This window comes from Halorubrum salipaludis (genome assembly GCF_002286985.1).
Classification (GTDB): domain Archaea; phylum Halobacteriota; class Halobacteria; order Halobacteriales; family Haloferacaceae; genus Halorubrum; species Halorubrum salipaludis.
This window is the reverse complement of sequence record NZ_NSKC01000008.1, coordinates 62,545-83,908: the sequence shown is the minus strand read 5'-3', so window position 1 is coordinate 83,908 and position 21,364 is coordinate 62,545. Positions and strand designations below refer to the sequence as shown.

At 69.3% G+C, this 21,364-nt stretch carries 22 protein-coding genes; 9 read left to right on the top strand and 13 right to left on the bottom strand.

All coding sequences use genetic code 11. The annotated features are described in order from the left end of the window. Together CK500_RS17425 and CK500_RS12025 are read left to right on the top strand one after the other, a co-directional pair. A complete protein-coding gene (locus CK500_RS17425; RefSeq protein WP_198951556.1) occupies positions 1–1,119 on the top strand; it encodes a hypothetical protein in 1,119 nt (372 codons plus the stop codon). Positions 1,120–1,164: 45 nt separating this feature from the next. Then, complete coding sequence (locus CK500_RS12025) at positions 1,165–2,283, top strand: hypothetical protein (RefSeq protein ID WP_095637463.1); 1,119 nt, start codon at positions 1,165–1,167, stop codon at positions 2,281–2,283. Between the two features lie 95 nt (positions 2,284–2,378). Here CK500_RS12025 and CK500_RS12020 read toward each other — a convergent pair whose 3' ends face one another. Continuing rightward, complete coding sequence (locus tag CK500_RS12020; protein ID WP_095637462.1) at positions 2,379–3,314, bottom strand: hypothetical protein; 936 nt, start codon at positions 3,312–3,314, stop codon at positions 2,379–2,381. A gap of 233 nt (positions 3,315–3,547) precedes the next feature. After that, on the bottom strand, positions 3,548–4,126 hold the full coding sequence (locus CK500_RS12015; protein ID WP_095637461.1) for a DUF7344 domain-containing protein: 579 nt from the start codon (positions 4,124–4,126) through the stop codon (positions 3,548–3,550). 419 nt (positions 4,127–4,545) lie between these two features. Between CK500_RS12015 and CK500_RS12010 the strand changes: the two genes are divergently transcribed. Genes CK500_RS12010 through CK500_RS11995 form a run of 4 tightly spaced genes read left to right on the top strand, consistent with a single transcriptional unit; the run spans position 4,546 to position 6,943 of the window. Further along, on the top strand, positions 4,546–5,139 hold the full coding sequence (locus CK500_RS12010; protein ID WP_144049554.1) for a hypothetical protein: 594 nt from the start codon (positions 4,546–4,548) through the stop codon (positions 5,137–5,139). A gap of 12 nt (positions 5,140–5,151) precedes the next feature. After that, positions 5,152–5,745 carry a hypothetical protein gene (locus tag CK500_RS12005; RefSeq protein WP_095637459.1) on the top strand — a complete coding sequence of 198 codons (594 nt, stop codon included), beginning with the start codon at positions 5,152–5,154 and terminating at the stop codon, positions 5,743–5,745. Between the two features lie 56 nt (positions 5,746–5,801). Continuing rightward, positions 5,802–6,338 carry a hypothetical protein gene (locus CK500_RS12000; protein ID WP_158224044.1) on the top strand — a complete coding sequence of 179 codons (537 nt, stop codon included), beginning with the start codon at positions 5,802–5,804 and terminating at the stop codon, positions 6,336–6,338. After that, positions 6,335–6,943, top strand: a complete 609-nt coding sequence (locus CK500_RS11995; RefSeq protein WP_095637457.1) for a hypothetical protein — start codon at positions 6,335–6,337, stop codon at positions 6,941–6,943. Before CK500_RS12000 ends, CK500_RS11995 begins: the two co-directional genes overlap by 4 nt. Positions 6,944–6,949: 6 nt before the next feature. Here the strand turns inward: CK500_RS11995 and CK500_RS11990 are convergent, their stop codons facing one another. Beyond that, complete coding sequence (locus tag CK500_RS11990; RefSeq protein ID WP_095637456.1) at positions 6,950–7,489, bottom strand: type IV pilin; 540 nt, start codon at positions 7,487–7,489, stop codon at positions 6,950–6,952. 164 nt (positions 7,490–7,653) lie between these two features. Continuing rightward, complete coding sequence (locus CK500_RS11985; RefSeq protein ID WP_095637455.1) at positions 7,654–7,911, bottom strand: hypothetical protein; 258 nt, start codon at positions 7,909–7,911, stop codon at positions 7,654–7,656. A gap of 120 nt (positions 7,912–8,031) precedes the next feature. Between CK500_RS11985 and CK500_RS11980 the strand changes: the two genes are divergently transcribed. Continuing rightward, positions 8,032–8,829, top strand: a complete 798-nt coding sequence (locus tag CK500_RS11980) for an inositol monophosphatase family protein (RefSeq protein WP_095637454.1) — start codon at positions 8,032–8,034, stop codon at positions 8,827–8,829. A 50-nt stretch (positions 8,830–8,879) separates the two neighbouring features. Here the strand turns inward: CK500_RS11980 and CK500_RS11975 are convergent, their stop codons facing one another. Beyond that, positions 8,880–9,497, bottom strand: a complete 618-nt coding sequence (locus CK500_RS11975; protein ID WP_095637453.1) for a metal-dependent hydrolase — start codon at positions 9,495–9,497, stop codon at positions 8,880–8,882. Positions 9,498–9,674: 177 nt separating this feature from the next. Between CK500_RS11975 and CK500_RS11970 the strand changes: the two genes are divergently transcribed. Continuing rightward, a complete protein-coding gene (locus CK500_RS11970) occupies positions 9,675–10,784 on the top strand; it encodes a pyridoxal-phosphate-dependent aminotransferase family protein (protein ID WP_095637452.1) in 1,110 nt (369 codons plus the stop codon). A gap of 545 nt (positions 10,785–11,329) precedes the next feature. Here the strand turns inward: CK500_RS11970 and CK500_RS11965 are convergent. The 8 genes from CK500_RS11965 to tbsP all read right to left on the bottom strand — a co-directional run bounded on the left by CK500_RS11965 (position 11,330) and on the right by tbsP (position 19,803). Next, positions 11,330–12,445 (bottom strand): putative sulfate/molybdate transporter, encoded by a 1,116-nt coding sequence (locus CK500_RS11965; protein ID WP_095637665.1) that lies wholly within the window; start codon positions 12,443–12,445, stop codon positions 11,330–11,332. 87 nt (positions 12,446–12,532) lie between these two features. After that, positions 12,533–13,246 (bottom strand): hypothetical protein, encoded by a 714-nt coding sequence (locus CK500_RS11960; RefSeq protein WP_095637451.1) that lies wholly within the window; start codon positions 13,244–13,246, stop codon positions 12,533–12,535. Then, complete coding sequence (locus tag CK500_RS11955) at positions 13,243–14,241, bottom strand: hypothetical protein (protein ID WP_095637450.1); 999 nt, start codon at positions 14,239–14,241, stop codon at positions 13,243–13,245. The genes CK500_RS11960 and CK500_RS11955 overlap by 4 nt, the downstream gene beginning before the upstream one ends. Positions 14,242–14,357: 116 nt before the next feature. Next, positions 14,358–15,194 carry an RAD55 family ATPase gene (locus tag CK500_RS11950; protein WP_095637449.1) on the bottom strand — a complete coding sequence of 279 codons (837 nt, stop codon included), beginning with the start codon at positions 15,192–15,194 and terminating at the stop codon, positions 14,358–14,360. A 72-nt stretch (positions 15,195–15,266) separates the two neighbouring features. Beyond that, on the bottom strand, positions 15,267–16,292 hold the full coding sequence (locus tag CK500_RS11945; protein WP_095637448.1) for a beta-ribofuranosylaminobenzene 5'-phosphate synthase family protein: 1,026 nt from the start codon (positions 16,290–16,292) through the stop codon (positions 15,267–15,269). 533 nt (positions 16,293–16,825) lie between these two features. Next, positions 16,826–17,164 (bottom strand): cupin domain-containing protein, encoded by a 339-nt coding sequence (locus tag CK500_RS11940; RefSeq protein ID WP_095637447.1) that lies wholly within the window; start codon positions 17,162–17,164, stop codon positions 16,826–16,828. A gap of 58 nt (positions 17,165–17,222) precedes the next feature. Then, positions 17,223–18,914, bottom strand: coding sequence for a YcaO-like family protein (locus tag CK500_RS11935; protein WP_095637446.1), 1,692 nt, complete (start codon positions 18,912–18,914; stop codon positions 17,223–17,225). 76 nt (positions 18,915–18,990) lie between these two features. After that, on the bottom strand, positions 18,991–19,803 hold the full coding sequence (tbsP, locus tag CK500_RS11930; RefSeq protein ID WP_095637445.1) for a transcriptional regulator TbsP: 813 nt from the start codon (positions 19,801–19,803) through the stop codon (positions 18,991–18,993). 244 nt (positions 19,804–20,047) lie between these two features. Here tbsP and glyA point away from each other — a divergent pair, with 244 nt between their 5' ends. Beyond that, positions 20,048–21,295, top strand: coding sequence for a serine hydroxymethyltransferase (gene glyA, locus CK500_RS11925; RefSeq protein ID WP_095637444.1), 1,248 nt, complete (start codon positions 20,048–20,050; stop codon positions 21,293–21,295). Positions 21,296–21,364 lie beyond the last annotated feature (69 nt).

Below are 21,364 nucleotides of genomic sequence, written 5' to 3'. Positions count from 1 at the left end.
ATGCACCGACGAGACCTCGTCTTCGGCGTCGGGGCCGCCTCGGTGGGTGGGAGCGCCCTGCTCGGGACGGGCGCGTTCTCCCGCGTCGAGTCGCAACGCGACGTGACGGTGCAGGTCGCCGAGGACCCCGACGCGTACCTCGGACTCTCGGCGACGGGGTCGCTCAACAGCGAGAACTACGTCGCGATCGACGGGGACGGGCACCTCGCGATCGACGTGAGCGACCACGACGACTTCGACGGACCGGACGCGGAGCCCGGCGAGGGGGTCAACTCCGACTCGACGACCTGGTTCGACGCCATGTTCGAGGTGTGCAACCAGGGGAAAGCGGACGCCGCGTTCCACGTTCGGGAGTTCGACGACGACGCGTTCCCGCCCGGAGCGGCGTCTGACGCGCCGCTCGACTTCTACCACTATCCGGACGGCGACGGCGCCCCCGGTGAGGAGTCGTCGCTCGTCGGCGAGGACGCCGCGGTCACGATCCCGCTCGGCGAGTGTCTCACCGTCGGGGTCCGCACCGAGACCCACGGGGTCGACGCGACCGGCGGGACGACGCTGTTCGACGAAGAGATCGTCGCTGTCGCGGACGCGACCGTCACGGACGAGAGTCCGCCGACCGACTCCGGCGCGATCTCGCTGGTGCCGAACGCCGACCCGGAGACGGAGCTCGAGTCTCAGTTCGACGCCCTCGGCGCGGTCGACGCGCTCGACGACGGAGCGAGTGCGACGAACGCAGTCGAGGTCTGCGTCGAGAAGGCGGACGCCGACGGGGAGACGCCGATCGGGGTACAGGTCACCGATCACCACGGTGAGTTCGACGAGTCGCCGACCACGTGGAACCCCGGCTCCGACTCCCTCGCGTCGGCGACGATCGAGTTCGACTCGGGGACGGGGTGTTTCGTGATCGGGAACCCCGGCGTCGACGGCGTCCTCTTCACGTTGTTCCCGTTCGGCGGCGGGTTAGCGAGCGTCGCCGACATCGACAACGTCGCCGTCGCGGTGGCGGGCGAGGAGCCGGACGCGATGACCGTCGAGGGCGTACAGGTGTCGGCGCCGACGACGCTGGGAACCGCGAGCGCCGGCGACGAACCGTTCGACGAGTACGAGGCCGACAGGTAGGGCCATGACCGATATCACACCGGCACGACTCGGGAGGGGGTATCGATGAAGCGCCGGGAGTTCATCCTCGGCACCGGCGCCGTCTCGCTCGGAGGGAGCGCCCTGATCGGCACGGGCGCGTTCTCCCGCGTCGCGTCGCAGCGCGAGGTGGGCGTCGAGGTCGTCGGCGACCCGGAGGCGTACCTCGGCTTCGACGCCTGTCGGGGCGACGACGGCGACCCGACGCCGAACTCCGAGTTCGTCGGCCTCGACGCCCGCGGTCGCATCGCGATCGACATGGGGCCGTCGGGCGCCGGCGGCACCGGCGTCAACGGGGACGCGATCACGTCGTTCGACGGCGTCTTCCAGATCAGCAACCAGGGGAAAACGCGCACCTGCGTCGATCTGGAGTACGACCCGGTCGACATGCCGGAGTCCGGCGGCGGGCTCGACGCGGGCGATCCGTCCGTCGTGTTCTATCAGGCCGGCGCGCGCGACGAGGGCTCCTCGGCGCTCGATGACGCCCTCGTCTTCGACCCCGCTTCGGCAGACCCTGACGACCCGAAGTCGGCGGTGAGTCTGCCGGTCGGCGAATCGGTCTGCGTCGGGATCCAGACGCGGACGTTCGGAATCGACGGGACAAACGACACCTCCCTGCTCGACGGAGACCGCCTGCGGATCGTCGCCGACACCGACGGACAGTGTGCAGTCGACGGCGGTGACGGCGGAGGCGGGGGCGACGGCGACGGCACCGACGACGGAGAAGACGACGGCGGCGCGCCCCCCGACATCAGCTTCGTCGCCTTCGGGAACGAGTCGGAGCCGGGTCTCGACGATGTCGAGGCGGCCGAGCGCAAGGGGGCCGACGCGGACGGGAGCGCGGGCGGTCCCGTGAGCGTCGCCTTCGACGCCGCGGTGCCCCTCGACGAGGTCGTGTTGTTCACCGGCGGCGGCCCCGGCGTCCCGCCGGGCGACCAGCGGTTCCTCGTGGCGACGGACGTGCCCGCGTCGGGGGTGATAACCACGCGCGACGCGGCGACCGCGCCGGACGACTGGATCGTCCCTGCCAAGGAAGTGCTCCGGAGCGAGACACCCCGCGAACCGAGCGATCCCTGTCCGGACCACGAGCTCGCGTCGGTGAAATTTGAATGGGACGAGGCGGACGAGCGGTTCGCGGGCGAGTAGACTCGGAGGGTCGGTGGGCTCGGCGAGGTTCCCCTTCTCGCGGTCCAATTCGCCCCTCCTGTCACCGGTTCGTTCCCGTCACCGATTTGGCCCCGTCACCGGTACGTCCCGCTGAACACGCGGGCGCCGCAGGCCTCGCAGTCGACGTCGACGCCCACCACGTCGCTCGAACAGCAGGACTTCCGGACGTTCTCGACCTGCGTCAGCGTCGTCTCGCAGGCCGGACACGACTCCAGGAACGCGCGCATCCCCGCGATCAGTTCGGTCCGGCGGCGGTCGCCGAGCCCCTCCCAGTCGGGGAGCCACTCGCGGAGCGTGGGCTCGACCGCGAGGTCGGCGTAGAAGGCGGCGTCCGAGTCCCACCGCGATATCGGGTCCCCCTCCAGCGTCACGACGAACCGACCGCGGTCGCCCGCCTCGAACCCGAGCACGTCCGGATCGAGGTCGAGAACCGCCCCGAGACGGCGCTTCGCCGCCTCGTCGTCGCCGCGGAACCGCCGGATCCGCCGCCACCAGACCTCCCGGAACTCGGCGGTGAGCCGGAGGTCGTCGGCGTCCGGGTCGTCTTCGACGACGCCGCTCTCCCGGAGCATCGCCTCGACCTCGGAGGGGTCCGCGGGAGCCGACACCTCAGCGGTGTCTGAGTCGTCAGCGGCGTCTGACACGGCTGAGGCGCCGGCGTCGTCGCCGCCGTCTGACGCATCCGGGACGTCGCGCTCCGCCTCGGTCGGTTCGGCGGCCGGGCTCCGCCGACGCACGATCGTCTCCTCTTTCCCGAACGCCCGGAGGGCGCGCTCCGGGAGGTAGCGCCGCGTCAGCTCGGGCGTTCCCGGAACCAGGTACCCCCTGAGGTAGATGGCCGCCGCGGAGAGGAGGAGCACGCCCGCCCCGGCCGGGGGCCACGCGAGGGCGACGGCGCCCGCCAGGAGGAGGGCGATGATCGAGTTGACGACGGTACACGGAACACACCGGTTCTCACCGACGTATTCGGGCTGCCGAAGGCGGTCTATCACCTCGCTCGTCGCGCTCATTTGCGAGGCGTTACGCCGGATACCCACTAAGTTATGAGCCGATCGCTAACATGTGACACGGACGAAACCCCGGGTTACCGGTCGATCCGGGGGAGTCGATCGGTCCTTACCGGGTGAGTAGATCGGCCCTTACCGGAATCGATCGGCCGTTACCGGGCGTCGACCGGATCGGGTCCGGGTTTCGATCCGGTTCCGGGTTTCCCCCGTCGCATCGCGGCTTCGACGCGCCGGGCTCACTGCCGGTCGCGGAGCTCCGGCGGTTTCGCCTCGTTGCCGAGGCGGGCGCGCTCGCCGTAGTAGTAGTGGGTCGCGGCGCTCACGGCGAAGGCGGTCACCGTGAACACGCTCACGTCGAGGGGCTCGAGCAGCGCGAGGCCGGGGACGCCGACCGCGACCGCGAGCAGGAGCGCGGCGGCGACGCCCGAGAGCCCGAGGTAGTACATGCTCCAGGGGATCTCCCTCCCGCGCAGGACTTCGATGTAGACGTCGAGGTCCTCCAGCGCGGGGGTCGGCTCGACGACCTTCGCCTCGGCGTCGTACTCGACCACGTCGTGCTCGTCGAGCTTCGGCAGGTGGGTGCGGGTGAGGACGGTGTGGACGTTCCGGCGGTCGTCGTAGGTGATCGTGTCGGGATCGGTGCCGGTCTCCCAGGCTGTGATGCGCGTCGAGAGCTCGGCGACGTCCATCGCCTCGCCCGCGCGCTTGAGGGCGTGGATGGTGAAGCGCCTGCGGCGGTTCGCGAGCAGTTCGAAGATCTCCTGTTCCGGCAGCGATACGTCGGTCGTCGTTCCCGTCTGACTCATCGAGAGCATCGTGTGGCGCTCGCCGACCGAGGCCGTGCCGGCGACCTCCTGTTCGGCGGTTAACAGGATCCTGTGTATAGGACTACATAAAGGGGAGTGATACTGTATCTGATAGGTTCGGATCGAACCGGCTTCATGCGTCGGTTTCTCGGACGTCAAGGACTGCTTGAACCGATCGAAACCCGACTGAAACCCGCGAATCCGGTCGTTTCAGCACACATAGATGAGCGACATCGAGGCGTACTCGATCACGGATCGATCGGTGTTCAGGGTGTGATTGTGGACACACGAGAGGCGGTCGTGTAAGTTCCGGATCCGCCTGTGGTCACCACGAGCGTGTCATAACGATATGGGTATAGTGGCATGGGTGGAGTGAAGCGACTCAGCGCGGGACGGTCCCCGCGAGCTCGGGTCGCGGACACACAACCATGGAACGTCGTAAGTTCGTAGTTGGCCTGGGTGCATTGGCTTCTGGAAGCGCGGCCGCGATGGGTACGGGCGCGTTTACGAGTGTTAGGGCGGACCGCAGTATTTCTATTGAAACTGCTGGTGACGCGGGCGCATTCTTGAGCTTCGAGAAGGCAACTGACGGTGACGGTAACGTGACTCCAAACGCACAGGAATATGTCGAGATCACCGGTGACAATACGGTGAGCTTTGATTTCACACAGTCTGACGATACTGCTGGGAGTGCTTCCGGTATCAACAAAAATGCAAAGTCTACGTTCGACAACCTGATCGATATCCAAAACAACGGTTCTCAGGAGGTCGTTCTTTCTGTCGAATCAGATCTGATCGCTTCACAGGGAGGCTTCCTGGGCATTTATGCCGAAAATTCGCAGGGAGACTCCAGCGACAACACTGGCCTGAGTGATACAGATAGCGGTCAGACCACGACTCTTTCCCCCGGTGACGCGGCAACGAACATTGGGATCTACGTTCCGAAGGGGAATAGCCTTGATCAGGTCGAAAGTGGCACCTTCACCTTCATCGCCGAGCGCGTCGGCGGGAATCAGGACTAACTGGTAGCACCAATGAAACGGCGTAGTGTCCTCGCGGGCGCTGGTCTGCTCGTCGGTACCGGGGGCGTGGCTCTCGGAACTGGCGCGTTCACCAGCGTCAGCGCCGAGAGAAGCATCTCGATCGAGACCTCCTCGGACGCACAGGCGTTTCTCCGACTCGATCCGGATGATCAAAATTATGCGAATTCGGAATACGCCACGGAGTCCGACGGAATAATCGAGATCGATGTTGCGCCTGATGCTGAGGGTGATTTTGACGGTGCTGGTGTGAGTCCGTTTGCCAGCACTACCCTCGAAGAAGTGTTTCCAGTCGAAAATCAGGGAACACAGGAAGTGGAGGTCTCGGTCACGTCACCAAACCTCTCTCCGGGGGATCCGTTCGAGCTGTTCGCGACAAATGTCCCGGGTCAGAGTGGCCGATTGAACCTGCTTGACGAGGCGTCAGGAAGCAGACCGATCATTGGGCCGGGTCAATCGTTCGCACTCGGATTCGCTGTTGACACAAAGACAGAAGATAAAATTGAGACGCTTAACACCGATATATTCGGTGGTGGCGGTCTCGAAGTGACGATTATCGCTGATGCCGAAGAGGTGAACGACTCATGAAGCGACGTACCGCCATCCTCAGTCTCGGCGGATTCGTCGCCAGCGCCGGTGCCGCGATGGGTACGGGTGCGTTCACGAGCGTTGAGGCGGATCGCCAGGTTGATATCGACGTTCGTGATGACACGGAGGCGTACCTCGCACTTCAGCCAGTTGACGCGAACGGCGATCCGATCGACGATCCCGAAAACGGCAGTCGAACGCCTCTGGCACAGGACGATCCCTTCGCCCTGGTAAACGAAGACACCGGACGCCTCGATCTGAACGTCACTGCGCTCAACGTGGACGCGGTGACGACCATCCCGAACCTGTTCCAAGTGAGCAACTTGGGCCGGAACGAGGTCGATATCCACTTCGAGAAATCGTTCGAAGGAGATGGAGACGGAAATCCGGACGCGGTGAGCTTCTACCGGGGACAGGACGACCCGGAGACCGACGCTCCGCTCGACGACGAGAACAACGGGATCACGCTCGAAGACGGTAACTCGTTCGTGGTCGATCTCGTCGCTACTACCGATGGGGTCACTCCGGGAGAGGGTATTATTGACACGCTGACCATCGTCGGCGTCGATGTCAACAGAGGTGATAACGCATGAAACGACGTACCCTCCTCGCCACGCTCGGAGTCACCGCTGCCGGCACCGCGATGGGTACTGGCGCGTTCACCAGCGTTGAAGCAACCCGGACGGTCAACGTCAACATTGCCGATGAGGACGAGGCCTTACTGGCAATGGAACCGATCGACCAAACGATCACCGATGATGAAGAACGAGGTGAGATCCGTCTCAGTTTCGACGAAGATGTCGGTGACGACAGCAACGGTCGCGGTCCTGGCAGTAAATCGACGTATTTGTTCGATCGGCTCTTCCGGGTAACCAATCAGGGAACACAGGACGTGTTCTTTGAGAGTGACTTCGAGAAGACGTACGGCGACCAAGATATCGGAGAGATTGGCTTCTACGTCGCCGAAACGGATGACTCTCTGCTAGATGGAGAGTCTGCGGTCGTCAAGCTTGAACCCGGTCAAGCGGCGGAAATTGGAACTCTGATCGACACCCAGGGAGTCGATCCGGAGTTCGACAACAACGAGGAGTTCGACTTCGACGCCACGATTACGGCCTCCGACGAAGAGCCGGACGACGGCGTCACCGTGCTCGACAACGAGGGAGAAGAGGAAGACGACGGCGTTTCGGGTCAATAGCCGCGGTCACTCCTCGTCTCTCGGCGGAGCGTCCCATTTTTTGAGGATAACCCCGGTATCAGTCTCCGGATCCTGCCAGAGGATGGTCACGTTACCTCCTTTGAGACTGTGGCTCCCTCCCGCATACGGGTACATCGCTCCGGTGACAGTAAGCGCCGAATCCTCACCTGTCGACGCTTCTGACCACAGATCCCGATGTTCGATAACGTCTCCATCGTCGGTCGTGATTCGAGTGATAACTTCGATGTGGTCAGGATCGAGTTGTTCACCGCCTGCATGCCGAACCGCGAGAACTTCCTCAGCACCAGAGGGAATACTGGGGTGGTATTCGGTGTTTGGGTCTTCGACATCGTCGTCGTACTCGAACGAGAACACCACCTGTGGTGCCGGATCGCTTAACATTCCGGCGAACCCGGTCAGCATCGTCGCCACGGTCGCTGCCAACACGATCACGATCGCCGTCATCAACACGACGCCGACGACCTTCGAGACCGCTCGGTCCTCGCGTATGTACTCATAAACCCCACCACCGCGTCTCGCTCCCATAATTCCGCTCCGCGAAGCGCGTATTTGAATCCTGTGTGCGAGTTATCACGTCTGAGTCGGAGCGTGACTGCTCCAACGTCGACGCGGCTGTGGCTCCGGATTCACGGCCTAACTAAAAGAGCGCTCTCCACGCGAGTCGAACACTGTCTCGCCGCGATCCGGACCTACTCCCCGCCGTCCGTGAACGCCCGGTCGTCCAGTACGCGGTCGGCCTGCCGGTTCGCGGCCGCGGGGCTCGGCCGGTCGCCGTCGACGACGGACGCGGACAGTCGGCTGGCGAGCTCGTACACCGCGGTGCCGTCCGCGCGGTCGGCCACGCGCTCGAAGGTGGGCCGGTAGCCGGCGGCGGCGCGCTGGCCGATGTCGTCGAGCGAGGCGTCGATGGCGTACTCGAGCTGGCGGACCGCTTCTTCGGGTTCCATACGCGTCCGTCCGCCCCGGACGCACTTAAGTATACTCAGATTCGGAACTGAGTTAATTATTCCCGGTCCGGCCGCTCGCGGGATCGACGTTTATACGCCGCGGGGCGTCGCAGAACGCCCATGACCGACACAGGCGAGCGCGCCGCCGTCGCGGAGCGCGCGGCGCGGGCGGGCGCGGCCGTCGCGAACGAGCGCTTCCGGAGCGACATCGACGTGGAGACGAAAGGCGAGGACGACGTGGTGACGGAGGCGGATCGGGCGGCCCAGCGTACCGTCATCGACGAGATCCGCGAGGCGTTCCCGGACGACGCGATCGTGGGCGAGGAGGAGGACGAGCGCAAGACGGTCCCGGAGTCGGGCGCCGCGTGGGTGATCGACCCGATCGACGGCACCCACAACTACGTCCGGGACATCCGGGTGTGGGGGACCGCGGTCGCGGCCGTCGTCGACGGCGAGCCGGTCGCCGCGGCCACCGTCGCGCCCGCACTGGGCGACGTGTACACCGCCGACGCGGAGGGCGCGTACCGCAACGGCGAGGAGATGCACGTCAGCGACGTGTCGGACCCGCGCCGGGGGACCGTCGACCCCACGCTGTGGTGGGACCACGACTCCCGCGACGAGTACGCCGCCGCCTGCGAGGCGATCGTCCGTCGCTTCAGCGACCTGCGCCGCCTCGGGGCCGCGCAGGTCGTGCTCCCGACCGTCGCGGCCGGCGGGCTGGAGGGGACGATCTCGAACCTCCGCGCGAACCCGTGGGACTCCGTCGCCGGCGTGTTCATGGTCCGGCAGGCGGGGGGGAAGGCGACGGACTTGGAGGGAACCCGCTGGCGACACGACTCCACGGGACTCGTCGTCTCGAACGGACACCTCCACGACGAGGTGCTCGAGGCGGCGCGCGCGATCGACGGGCTCGACTGAGGGGTCTGTCCCGGTCTCCGCCCTACGGCTTCTCCTCTACCGTTTCCCCGCTACCGCTTCGGGTCGTCGTCGACGTACCGGTCCGGGAGGAACGGCGACAGCGCCTCCGGTGCGTAGGGAGCGATCTGGGCCGCGAGTTCCGCGAGGTACCGCCGCGTCATCGTGTACACGGCGGCGACGAGGAGCGTGCCGAGCACGATCTGCCGGAGCGGGCTGTCGACTAAGAGCAGGAGGGGGAGCGCGAGCCCCACGGACAGCCCGAGGTCCTCGACCGCGCCGTCGTACCGCACGAGGCGTCGCGGGGCGATCCACGTCTTGTGGTAGTGGTTGTACACGGCCCGGTCGGAGTTCCCCTCCCACGGGCGCAGCTCCAGCCCGCCGCCGTACATGTCGGCGACGCTGTGGAGGGCCGCGCCGAGGAGGAACAGCGCGGCGCCGACGGTCGCCGCCGACGGCGCGATCAGGGCCGCGAGGAGGGCGACCGCCGCGAACAGGCTGTAGTACACGGGAAAGTGGAGCGTCTTCCGGTGGCCGACGTACATGTCGAGGTCCGGGAAGAGCCCGCCGAGGAACCCCGCGACGAACCCGATCGGCGCGAGTTCCGGTGCCACGCGCACCAGCGGCGCGGCGAGGAGCATCCCGCCGAGCACGTGGGTCGGAAGCATCATCGTCGTAACGCAGGCGACAGAAACGTATTAACGTATCGGCAGGTCTGTGACCCCGGCGCACGGGCCGGTGGCACACGGGTGGGTGGCGCAGGGTGCGTCGTCGACGCGGACGGGCGATCCGCGGGGGAGGAGGGGCCGCGACGGCGCCCTTATGCCGATGGAAGCGAGTGACGGCGTATGCTCATGACGCCGGGACCCACCGCGGTCCCCGACGCCGTCCGCGACGCGATGAGCCGCGAGCTGATAAACCCCGACGTGGACCCCGAGTTCCACCGGATCTACGACCGGCTGACCGACCGGCTGGCGACGGTCTACGGGGTCGATCCGGGCGGCGACGCCGACGGGCCCGGCGCCGAACCGGTCGACGAGCCCACCCGCGACGTGGTCGTCCCCGGCGGCGAGGGGATCCTCGGCTTGGAGGCCGCGATCGCCTCGCTGGTCGAGCCCGGGACCGAGGTGCTGTGCCTCTCGAACGGGCTCTACGGCGACGGGTTCGCCGACTTCGTCGAGTCGTACGGCGGCGAGGCGACGCTGGTCGCGGCCGACTACGACGAGCCGCTCCCGCTCGCGGAGCTGGAGTCGGTCCTCGCGGACGACGACCATGCGTTCGACGTCGCGACGATGGTCCACTGCGAGACGCCGACGGGGACGCTCAACGACCTCGGCCCCGCGCTCGACCTCCTCGCGGAGGCCGACGGGGAGATCCTCACCGTCGTCGACGCCGTCTCGTCGCTCGGCGGGGTTCGCGTGCCCACCGACCGGATCGACGTGTGTCTGGGGGCGTCCCAGAAGTGTTTCAGCGCGCCGCCGGGGCTCACCACGGCCGCGATCAGCGACCGCGCGTGGGCGGCGATGGAGGCGCGGGACCCGCACTCGCTGTACACGAACTTCCTCCCGTGGCGGGACACCGACGAGGGGTTCCCGTACACCCACCTCACGACCGAAGTGGTCGCGCTCGACGCGGCGCTCGGGCTGTGGCTCGACGAGGGGCTCGACGCCGTCCGAGAGCGACACCGGGAGGCGGCCGCGCGGTGTCGCGAGCGCGGCGCGGCGCTGGGGCTGGAGCCGTTCCCGAACCCGGAGCGCGCCTCCCCGACGGTGACGGCCTTCGAGGTTCCCGGGCGGGCCGCGGCGCTGCAGGAGGCGCTTCGCGAGGACCACGACGTGCTCCTCGCGACCGGGCTGGGCGAGCTGGCCGACGACATCCTGCGGGTGGGCCACATGGGCCACAACGCGCGGGTCGACCGGGTCGACGTGGTTATGGACGCGCTCGAAGACGTTTTATAAGCGATCGGTAGTTCGGCGGTCGGCTCCGATCGTGACGCGATCGTTCCTTTATAACCGCTTGCTGGCAGATCGACTGCGACGACTTCCAAAGCCTCAGCCACTCGCTTATAAACGGTTGACTGCGGATCGACGGCGAAGGCCTCCAAAGCCCCAGCCGCTCGGCCGTACGACGACGCGGTCGCTTATAAATCGCTGATCGGCGCTGACGAGACCGCCAAAGCCCCAGCCGCTCGGCCGTACGACGACGCGGTCGCTTATAAATCGCTGATCGGCGCTGACGAGACCGCCAAAGCCCCAGCCGCGAGGCGGCCAGACGCTCGCTGTGCTCCTCGCTCGTTCGCGTTGCTCACTCGCTGCGGTGCTTCCGTCGCCTCTGGCCGCCTCGCGACTGCCCCTTTGAGTCCCGCCCCGCACAGCGACCGCACCTCACGCCTCCCCAACCTCGTCGCTGGCGGCGACAGCCGCCAGCGACTCCCTCGCGCGTGCTTCTCGGCCGCGAGGCGGCCTCGAAGGCACGCGCCACCGCTCCACCTGTTTATAAGGGACTACTCTCCCGACGCTCGCTCGCCGACGCGCTCCCACGCGAGGTGCGCGACGATCCCGAGCAGGAACGCGACGCCGAGGTTCGTCGCGAGCGCGACGAGCCCGATCGCGACCGAGAGCGCGACGTTCTCGGAGTCGAGCGCGTTGCGCGCGAGCGAGACGGCCACGATCGCCAGCAGCGCGCCCAGCATCGCCACGGGGAAGGCGTCGAGGAGCGCGGGCGTCGCGAAGGGCACCGCGGCGAGGTAGCCGACGCCGAGGACGACGTTCGCGCCGCCGGTCCGCGCGCCGAACGCGTGCTTGCCGGCGACCCCGTCGCAGCCGTGACACATCGGGATCGCGCCGAGCGGCACCGCGAGCAGGTTCGTCGCGCCCATGGTCGCCGACAGCTCGTCGGGCGTGACCTCGGCGTCGAACAGGTCGGCGAACAGCAGCGAGGTCGCCAGCGCGGCGTTGCCGATCGTCATCGCGAGCTGCGCGGCGATCCCGTCGGCCGTGTTCCGAGTGACCGCGCCGGAGAGCACCGCTAGGGAGAGGCCGGGGGGCGCGCCGGGCCAGCGCGGCGCCGGGACGCCGGCGGTGACGAGCGCGACCGCGATCCCGACGACCGCGACCGCGAGGGCGCTCGCCTTCCCGTGGCCGGCGAGCGCGGCCGCCGCGGCGATCGCCACTCCCGCGGCCGCCAGCACCGGGTCGGCGATCGCGAGGTCGATCCCGGTCTCGAGCAGCACCAGCCCGACCGCGAACTGCACCCCGCGGATCACCGGCTCGCCGATCCAGCGTTCGACCCGCGCGAGCGTCCCCGAGAGCCCGATCGCGAGGAGGAGGACGCCGAGGACGAGCCCGGCGAGCGCGAGCTCCGCGTACGTTAACGCGCCGGCGATCGCCAGCGCCGCGAGCGCCTTCATCGGCTCGACGGATATCGGAAGCCCGTACCGGACCCCCCAGACGACCTGGAAGACCCCGAACCCGGCGAGCGCGTGCGGGAGCGACACGTCTGTCAGCAGCGCGAGCGCGACGACCAGCGGGATGACCGTAATCGAATCCCCTATCGCCCCGGTCAGCGCTCCTCGACCGAAATCGACACCCGTCTCGTCCCGTCGCCGAACTATTCTCACGGACGGAACGCTCTCGGGACCCGACACCCTTGAGCGTGTTCAGAAACCGTCGGCGATTCCGCGAACGCGAGACGTACCGTGTTCCGGTTACTCCTCCCGGGCCGCGTCGAACGTCGGGTCATCCTCGTCGACCATCGGGCAGTTCCGGACCCGGAACTCGTCGAACCCGACGGCCTCGAGGATCGTGGTCCCCTCGTGGCCGCAGGCGACCTCGGGCGGCGCCGAGAAGTGCGGGCACTGCTGGCAGTACGTCCGCTTCGAGATCACGCGCTCGTCGCCGGCCCCGACGAAGTCTCCCCCGAGGCCCGCTCCCGCCGCGCCGGTCTCCGAGGCCGCGCCGCCGAACTCACCGACCCCGCCCGCCGCGTCCTCGTCGAGCGACTCCCAGACGTCCTCCTCGGCGACGCCGCCGACGTCCATCCGCTCGAACGCCTCGTCGAGCTCCGCGTCGGTCTCGCCCGTCGCCGGGCCGAGCTCGTCGAACGGGTCGTCGGCCCCTGTCAGACCCGCGTTCGCGGTGGGTCGGGGGTCGGACGCGGCGTTGTCCGCGCCGGCATCGTCCGCGCCGGCGCCGCCCGCGTCGACCGGATCGCGGTCGTCGACCCCCGGCTTCGCCTCGCCGAACAGCGACCTCTCGGGGTCGGGATCTGCCTCCGGCTCGCCCTCGTCCAACCGGGCGAAGGGGTCGTCGATCCCGTCGGCGTCGTCGGCCGCGTCGCCCCCGCCGAGCGACTCGTCGTCGAATGGGTCGGTCGCGTCGTCGCCGGCCGCATCGTCACCGGCCGCGTCGTCCTCGGTCACGGCTCACCGCCTCCGTCGCCCTCGCGGGTGCTCACGTCGCCGCCGGGGCTGTCTGCCGTTCCGCCGCCCGCCGCGTCAGCGGTGCCGCCGGCGTCGCCGTGGACCTCCCCGCCGAGCGCCGGGCGGTCCCCGACGACCAGCCGCGAGGTGCCGAGGAAGCCGGGGTTCGGCTCGAGCTCCTCGAACCCTCGGCCGCAGTGGGGACACTCCGGCGCCGTCAACAGCCCGATGTCGACGGTCTCGCCGCAGTTCGTACACTTGGCCTTCCGAACGCCCCCGCGGTTCGCGGCGGCGGTCAGGGCGTCGAGCCGCTCGCGGTCGGCGCGGTCGCGCTCGGCCGCCTCCAGCCGCCGGCGGACCCTGACGACCGCGCTCGCGACGCGCGAGAGCTTCTCGTCGATCTCGTCGACGCGGCCGTCGAGGTCCTGCGTGCGATCGTCGAGCGCCTCGGTCCGGTCGCGCAGCTCGTCGATCTCGTCGCCGTCGCCGACCTCGTCGAGCCGGGACTCGACGCGCGCGAGCCGATCGTCGAGGGCGTCGATCGTCTCCTCGACCGCCTCGCCGACGGTCGCCGTCGCGGCCGCCTCGGCCTCGATTTCGTCCAGCCGGTCGGCGACCGCGTCGAGGTCGGCCGCGACCGCGTCCAGCCGCTCGGCCGTCTCCTCGTGGGCGTGGTCCGCGGGCGCCTTCGACTCCAGGTCGCGGTACAGTTCCACGAACCGCTCCCGGAGGTCCTCGACCTTCTCGTCGACCTCGGCGTCGAGGTCGTCGAGCCGCGCCTGGATCGCCGCCACCTCCTCCGCGTCCGGAACGTCGATCCCCTCGGACTCCGCGAGCGCGACGATGGCGCGCTTCAGCAGCTCCTCGCGACCGACGTCGGCCTCGGCGGCGGCGGCCGCGACCGCGGCCTCCGCGGTGTCCGCGACCGCGTCAGCGTCGGCCTCCGCGGCCGCGGCGGCGCTGTCGCCGTCGTCGGTCGGATCGAGGTCGCTCATCGCGGGCCCTCCGTCATCTACGCTCCCTTTCGAGGGGAGACTTAAGTAATCTGTCGCGTCGTTCTCCCGATCGATACTCGGGACGGGAGCTGATTCGGGCCGTCGAAGACGCGGCGTCACCGGATCTTGCGCACGTCGCTGATGTCGAAGCCGCCCTCGTGGATCTCGGTCTCGAAGCGGACGATGTTCTCCGACTCCAGCCGCGAGAGGACCCCGCGGAACTCGCGGACGAACATGGTCCGGGCGCGCTGGGACCCCCCGCTTTCCCACGTGAACTGGAGCGTCCCGCCCGCGGCGTCCATCAGCGCGCCGAACTCGCGGTCGGTGAGCGAGTCGGTGTTCACCAGCACGAGGATGAGCCCGCCCCAGTCGTAGGCCGCCTTCTTGAGGCCCTTCATCACCATCGCCACGTCGCTCCACTCGGTGTCCTCGTCGACCATCGAGACGAGGTCGGTCACGGAGTCGATACAGACGAGGCTGTCGTCGGCGTGCGCCGACAGGTAGTCGCCGAACGCGGTGAGCACGTCCTCGTACTCGCCGCGGTCGCCGAGCTCCGTGATCGACGCCGTCTCGTCTTCGTACCAGTCGCGCGGGATCGGGCTGAGCTGAAAGTACTCCGGCGAGAGGTCCCGGAACCCGATCTCGTCGACCGCGGCGTCGACGATCTCGTCGGCCATCGTGTACCCCATCTCCCGAGTGAGCGCGTCCGTGTCGGCGGTAAACGAGAGGTAGTGGACCGCCTCCGGGAGCTCGGCGTCCGCGGGGAGGTCGCCGTAGTAGAGGTCGAACAGCTCCGGGTCGGCGTGCCCGAGGGCGTTCATCGCCGCGCTGGTGTACAGGAACTCGCGCGCGCCGGCGCCGGACTCGCCCGCGAGCAACACGACGTTCCCCGGCGGCGCCCCGCCCTCGAGGATCGAGTCGAGCCGGGCGACGCCGAACGGAAGACTCGGCATGTCCCGTATGGGGAGGCCGCTCCGCTTAGTGTTGTTGCTCGTGCAGGCGTCGCGTCGGCGGGCGACCGCCGCCTACTCCGTCACCCGCGCCCCGCCGTCGGCCGCCTCGACGACCGAGACCGACCCGTTCACCCCCGCCTCGTCGAGCGCGCGCTCGCCGGCGGTCGCCGCCGCGCCCGCGTTCGCGGCGTCCGTGACCCCGTACACGGTCGGCCCCCACGACGACTGCCCGGCGCCGAACACGGCCGCGGACGCCGACAGCGACGCGACCACGTCGCCGACCGGGGGGCGGTACACCCCGCCCTGCTCGTCGGCGTACCACGCGCCGTTGAGCCGGCCGATCTCCGCCACGGCGGCGCCGAAGCGCTCGGCGTTCCCCGTCGCGATCGCGGGGAGCACGCGCCGGGTGACGATCCCGCCGATCCGGTCGGCGAGCCCGGGCTCGGCGCGCTCGACCGCGGTCCGCATCGCGTCGTCCTCGGCGTCGCCGTTCCGCCCCGGGTCGGCGTCCGGCCGGACGAGCAGGAACCGCCAGTCGTCGGGCACGGCGTGGCGGGCGGCCACCGGCGGCACGGTCCACTCGCCGTCCGCGGGCCGGTCGGTGGTGAACCGCGCGGTGGGGTGGCCCGCGTCGAGCACGAACCCCCCCGCCTCGAACGTGGCGACGCCGACGCCCGAGCGCCCGCCGCGGCCGAGCGCCGGGGCGTGTTTGCGGACCTGGGGTTCCTTCCCGTGGGCGGCCGCGACCGCCGCGAGCGTCGCCGCGGCCAGCTGGGTGCCGCTCCCGAGCCCGGCGTGGCGCGGGAGCGTTCGGCGGACCGTGACGCTGGCGCCGTCGACGCCGAGGAGGTCGGCCGCGGTGGTGGCGTACTCGCGAACGTCGGTGTGGATTGCGGGGTCGGCGGTCGGGGAGTCGGCGATTGGAAGGTCGGCGGGTTCCGAGTCGATGTCGACCGTCACCGTCTCGGCCGGATCGGCGTCGACGACCACCCGCGGCTCCGCGAGTCCGAGCCCGAGGGCCCCGTACAGCCGCTCGTGCGAGAGGCTGAGGTTACAGAAGCCGAAGTGGATCCGGGCCCCGGCGCTCGCGCGTGCCATGGTTGCCCCGTGGTTCGGGGGCGATTGATAAAGGGTGCGTGACAGTGGCGGGCGTTGCCCCCATACTCGGATCGCGACTCGGATCGATACATCCGTTTATAAATAGCTGCTTCCGGATCGGCGGTGAACGCCGCCAAAGCTCAAGTCGCTCACTTATAAATCTCTAACGCCGGATCGACGGTGAACACCGCCAAAGCCCCCAGCCGGCGAGGCGGGCGCACGCTCGCTGCGCTCCTCGGTCGCTCGTTTCACTCGCTCCCTGCGGTGCTTGCGTCGTCATCAGAACGCGAAGCGTTCTGATTGGCTCACGAGAGCTCCGCTCTCGTGAACGCCTGCGCCCGCCTCGCCGGCTGCCCCTTTGAGTCCCACCCGTCCGCACCGCACCCGCACCTCACGCCTCCCCAGCCTCGCGGCTCGCTTGGGGCTCCCTTCGGTCGCCCACCGCGCTCGCCGCGTCCCTCGCACGCGCTCCTCGCGGCCGCCTTCGGCGGCCCCTCGGAGGCGCGCGCCACCGCGTGCCGATTTATAAACGATCACTCCTGCCAGTCCGGGTTCGCGCGCGGCGGCGAGAAGATGTCGTAGCCGACGACGGGCTCGTCGGTGTCGTTGCGCGCCGCGTGCGGCTCGTTGCCGGGGATCACGTAGGTGTCGTCCGCCTCGACGACGCGCTCCTCGCCGTCGACGACGAAGGTGAGGGCGCCCTCCGTAATCACGCCGACCTGCTCGTGCGGGTGGTCGTGCTCGGGGACCTCGGCGCCGGACTCGATGACGAACCGCTGGATGCTCGCCTCGTTGCCCGCGGCGCCCTGCGTGAGGAACACGCCCTCGATCGCTTCGACCGCGTCGACGTCCGCGTCCGGGAGTACCTCCATGGCGGATATCCGACTGCGATCCGCTTAAAAAGGCGTGATCAGAGCGCCGCTCTCCGACTCACGGGAAGGGGTGGTACGCCTTCTCCAGGTCGGGCTCGAACCCCATCGACCGGGGCACGTCGCGGGCGCGGTCGCCGAAGAACGGGTCGCCGGTAAAGAGCGGCTGCGCGCCGGGGACGAGCACGCGGACCGCCTCGAAGCCGAGCGCGGCGAGGTCCCGAGTGGTCGTCCGCGCGACGTACGGCTCCAGCCCGACCGTCTCGACGCGGTCGACCACGGCGGTCAGCTCCTCCGCACCCGACAGGTCGGGCTCGCCGAGCGATTCGGCCGGGACGCTCGCGTCCGGGTCGAAGAACGCCCGCGTCTCCGCCGGGAAGTCGGCGTGACGACCGATCGCCGCGCCCTGCTCCGCGGCCGCGTCCGGTCCCATCGACCGGAGCTCGGTCCAGTTCTGGAGCGCCTCCGCGAGCGCGCTCCGGGCCGCCGCGGCGGGGTCGAGGTTGGCGCCGGAGCCGGCCGCGAACCGGGGCCACTCGCCCTCGCGGTGGACGCCGACCGCGACGACGGGCACGTCGACATCGGTCGTGACGAGCAGCGCGGTCACCGACAGCGACTCGGCGCGGGCGCGCTTCTCCAGCTCCGCGAACCCCTCGTCGTCGACCTCGATCCCGAGCGGGTCGGCCGTCGAGTACCAGCTGGTCATCGTCGCGTCGCGCTCGATGACCTCGTAGAGCCCCGACAGGGCGGCGTGCGGCCCGGAGTTGCCGAGCCCGAGCCCCGTCGTGATCGCGGACCGGTACCGGTTCTCCGGCGGCGGGAAGTGAACGAACTCCGCCGGCAGGCTCGCGACTTCGCCCGTGCCGAGCCCCTCGCCGGTCACCCACGGGAGCCGGTCGTCGCGGGCGTACGACTCCGCGCTCTCGGGCCGGACGAACGCGTCGGGCGTCACGGGATTCGGGACGTTCGCGGCCGGCGCGCGGGTGAACGACCCCTCGCGGTACACCCCGGCGGCGTACCGCTCTAACCCCTCGCCGAGCGCCTTCATGAACGCCTCGTCCCAGCCGGCGGCGGCGCCCCCGCCGAACTCGGCGGCCCGCGCGTCCGAGAAGGGCGTCGTGTCGGCGACCCGCGCGACGTAGTAGGGCACGGGGAACGACTCCTGTTCGCCCACCTCCGAGAGCGGACCGACGCGGGAGTCGACCGTTCGCTCGGCGCGGTCGACCGCGTCCGAGAGCGCCCGCGCCTCGCCCTCGCGGGGCAGCGCGTCGCCCGGGTCGTCGCCGCAGTCGCAGCCGGGGACCGGGAGCAGGGTTCGCTCGGCGCCCGGCACCTCCGCGACCGTGTCGGCGACCGGGTCGCCGGCGAGCAGCCGGATGGCGCGGCGACCGGCCAGCGCGCCGGCGTAGCGCACGGCTGACCGGCGGCCGGCCGGCGCGTCGGCGGCCTCGGCCCCGCCGCTCGCGACCCGTCGCCGGAGGCAGTCGTAGCAGGTCTCGTCGAAGACGGTCACCGCGGCGTCGACCGGCTCCAGCGGGACGCCCCCGAGCCCGCCGACCTCGAGCGCGACCCACCGGTCGAGGTGCGCGTCCGCGGTCGCGAACGTCTCCGAGCCGGCGGTGTCGACCACGACCGCGAGGTCGAACCCGTCGAGGAGCCCCGCTTCGACGGGCATCACGTTCACGTCGACGTCGCCGAGCGCGGCCGAGACGGCCTCGACCGCGGGGCCGTCGCCGACAAGTCCGATGTCCATGTCACCTCCGAGGCGAAGGAGCGAAAAAAAGCCGCGGGTGACGGCGCCGAAACTGTGAACAGTCGTCGTTCCGCCCTCAGGCCAGCATCTCCGCGACCTCGTCCGCGAGGTCGGCGGCGGCGAGATCGTGGAGCCCCTCGTCGCCGAGCTTGAGCCGGAGGCGGGGACGGCCGACGTCGATCGGGACCTTCTCGGTGTCGATGACGCCGAGGTCCTCCAGTCGGGTCTTCGTGCGGGAGAACGTCGCCTTCGAGGCGATCCCCACGTCCTCGCCCCACTTCGAGATGTCGTAGAGGAGCACGTCGTTCTTCGCGGCGACGAGCAGGGAGACGGTCACCTCGTCGAGCCCGCCGTCGCCCGTGGCGGAGTCGATCGCGGCGAGCACGGCGTCGAAGTCCTCGCGGGTCGCCTCGCCGATCTCGGCTGCCAGGGTCTCCCGCACCCGACTGATCGCGGGGGTGCGGAGGCCGTACGTCTCGGCGTCCGCGAAGGCGTCGCGGTGCGTCTCGAACACCTCGTCCACGAACGCCTCGTCGTCCGAGGCGAGCGCGGCGACGTGGTCGTCGGTGCTCACGAGCACGACGACCCGCGACGGGGAGACGAACAGCGCGTTGTCGACCGCGCCGTCGAGGACGCGGAGGTCGAGCGCGCCGTCGGCGACGAGGTCGGCCGCCTTCGACGCGACGAGGAAGTCCTCCATCACGCTCTTCAGCGTTCGTTCGTCGACGAGCATCGACATCTCCGGCAGGTCGTCGCGGCCGATCGCCGCCTCGACCAGCGACACGATCGTCTCCGGGGCGGGATCGACGACGAACAGCTCTTCGTCGTCGCCCGCGAACGCCGCGTCGAGGACATTTTCGACGTCTGCTTCCAGTAAATTCGACACCATCTATCTCTCCGGATAAAAGCCGGATTCGTATTTAATATTAACGGGATTCGAGGGAGGAACAACGCGGTTTCAGGCGTCGAAACCGCCGAAAATGGCCAATTCGGTGATTCGGTGATCGTTCGGGGTGCGAGTCGCCGAGGGTGTCCGAGCGAGCCGTCGGTGATCGTCGGGGTACCGCGACGGGAGCGTCAGGGGTCACCGACGTGACGCAAGGATTAATGCGCGATCGAACGGGGGTTCCTACATGGACCACGAGCACGTCCGGGAGGTCGACCCCGCGGTCGCCGACGCGCTGGCCGGGGAGCGCGACAGGCAGGAGCAGACGCTCGCGATGATCGCCAGCGAGAACCACGTCAGCGAGGCGGTGCTGGAGGCGCAGGGGAGCGTCCTCACCAACAAGTACGCCGAGGGCTATCCGGGCGGTCGCTACTACGCCGGCTGCGAGTACGCCGACGACGTCGAGGAGCTCGCGATCGAACGCGCCAAGGAGCTGTGGGGCGCCGACCACGTCAACGTCCAGCCCCACTCCGGGACGCAGGCGAACCAGGCCGTCTACTACTCCGTGTTAGAGCCCGGCGACAAGATCCTCTCGCTGGACCTGAACCACGGCGGCCACCTCTCGCACGGTCACCCCGCGAACTTCACCGGACAGATCTACGAGGTCGAGCAGTACGAGGTCGACGCCGACACCGGCTACATCGACTACGAGGGGCTCCGCGAGGCCGCCGAGGAGTTCGAGCCGGACATCATCGTCTCCGGCTACTCCGCGTACCCGCGCACGGTCGACTGGGAGGAGATCCAGGCGGCCGCCGACGCGGTCGACGCCTACCACCTCGCCGACATCGCCCACATCACCGGGCTCGTCGCGGCGGGCGTCCACCCCTCGCCGGTCGGCGTCGCCGACTTCGTCACCGGCTCGACGCACAAGACGATCCGCGCCGGTCGCGGCGGGATCGTGCTGTGCGACGAGCAGTTCGCCGACGACGTCGACAAGGCGGTGTTCCCCGGCGGGCAGGGCGGCCCGCTGATGCACAACATCGCCGGCAAGGCGGTCGGGTTCAAGGAGGCGCTCGACCCCTCGTTCGAGGAGTACGCGCAGAACGTGGTCGACAACGCCGACGTGCTCGCCGAGACGCTGCAGGACCACGGCTTCACCCTCGTCTCCGGCGGCACCGACAACCACCTCGTGTTGGTCGACCTCCGCGACTCGCACCCGGACCTGCCCGGCGGCGACGCCGCGGACGCGCTCGCGGCCGCGAACATCGTCCTCAACGGGAACACGGTGCCCGGCGAGACCCGATCGCCGTTCAACCCCTCGGGGATCCGCGCGGGCACGGCCGGGCTCACCACCCGCGGCTTCGACGCGGACGCCATCGAGGAGGTCGGCGACCTGATCGCCCGGGTCGTCGACAACGTCGACAGCGACGACGTGATCTACGAGGTCGGCGAGCGCGTCGTCGAGCTCTGCGAGGCGCACCCGCTGTACGCGTAGCGGCGGCCCGATCGGCGGCGTCGCGGCCGTCGACCACCACCGACCGTCGGACCGAATCCGTACGTACAA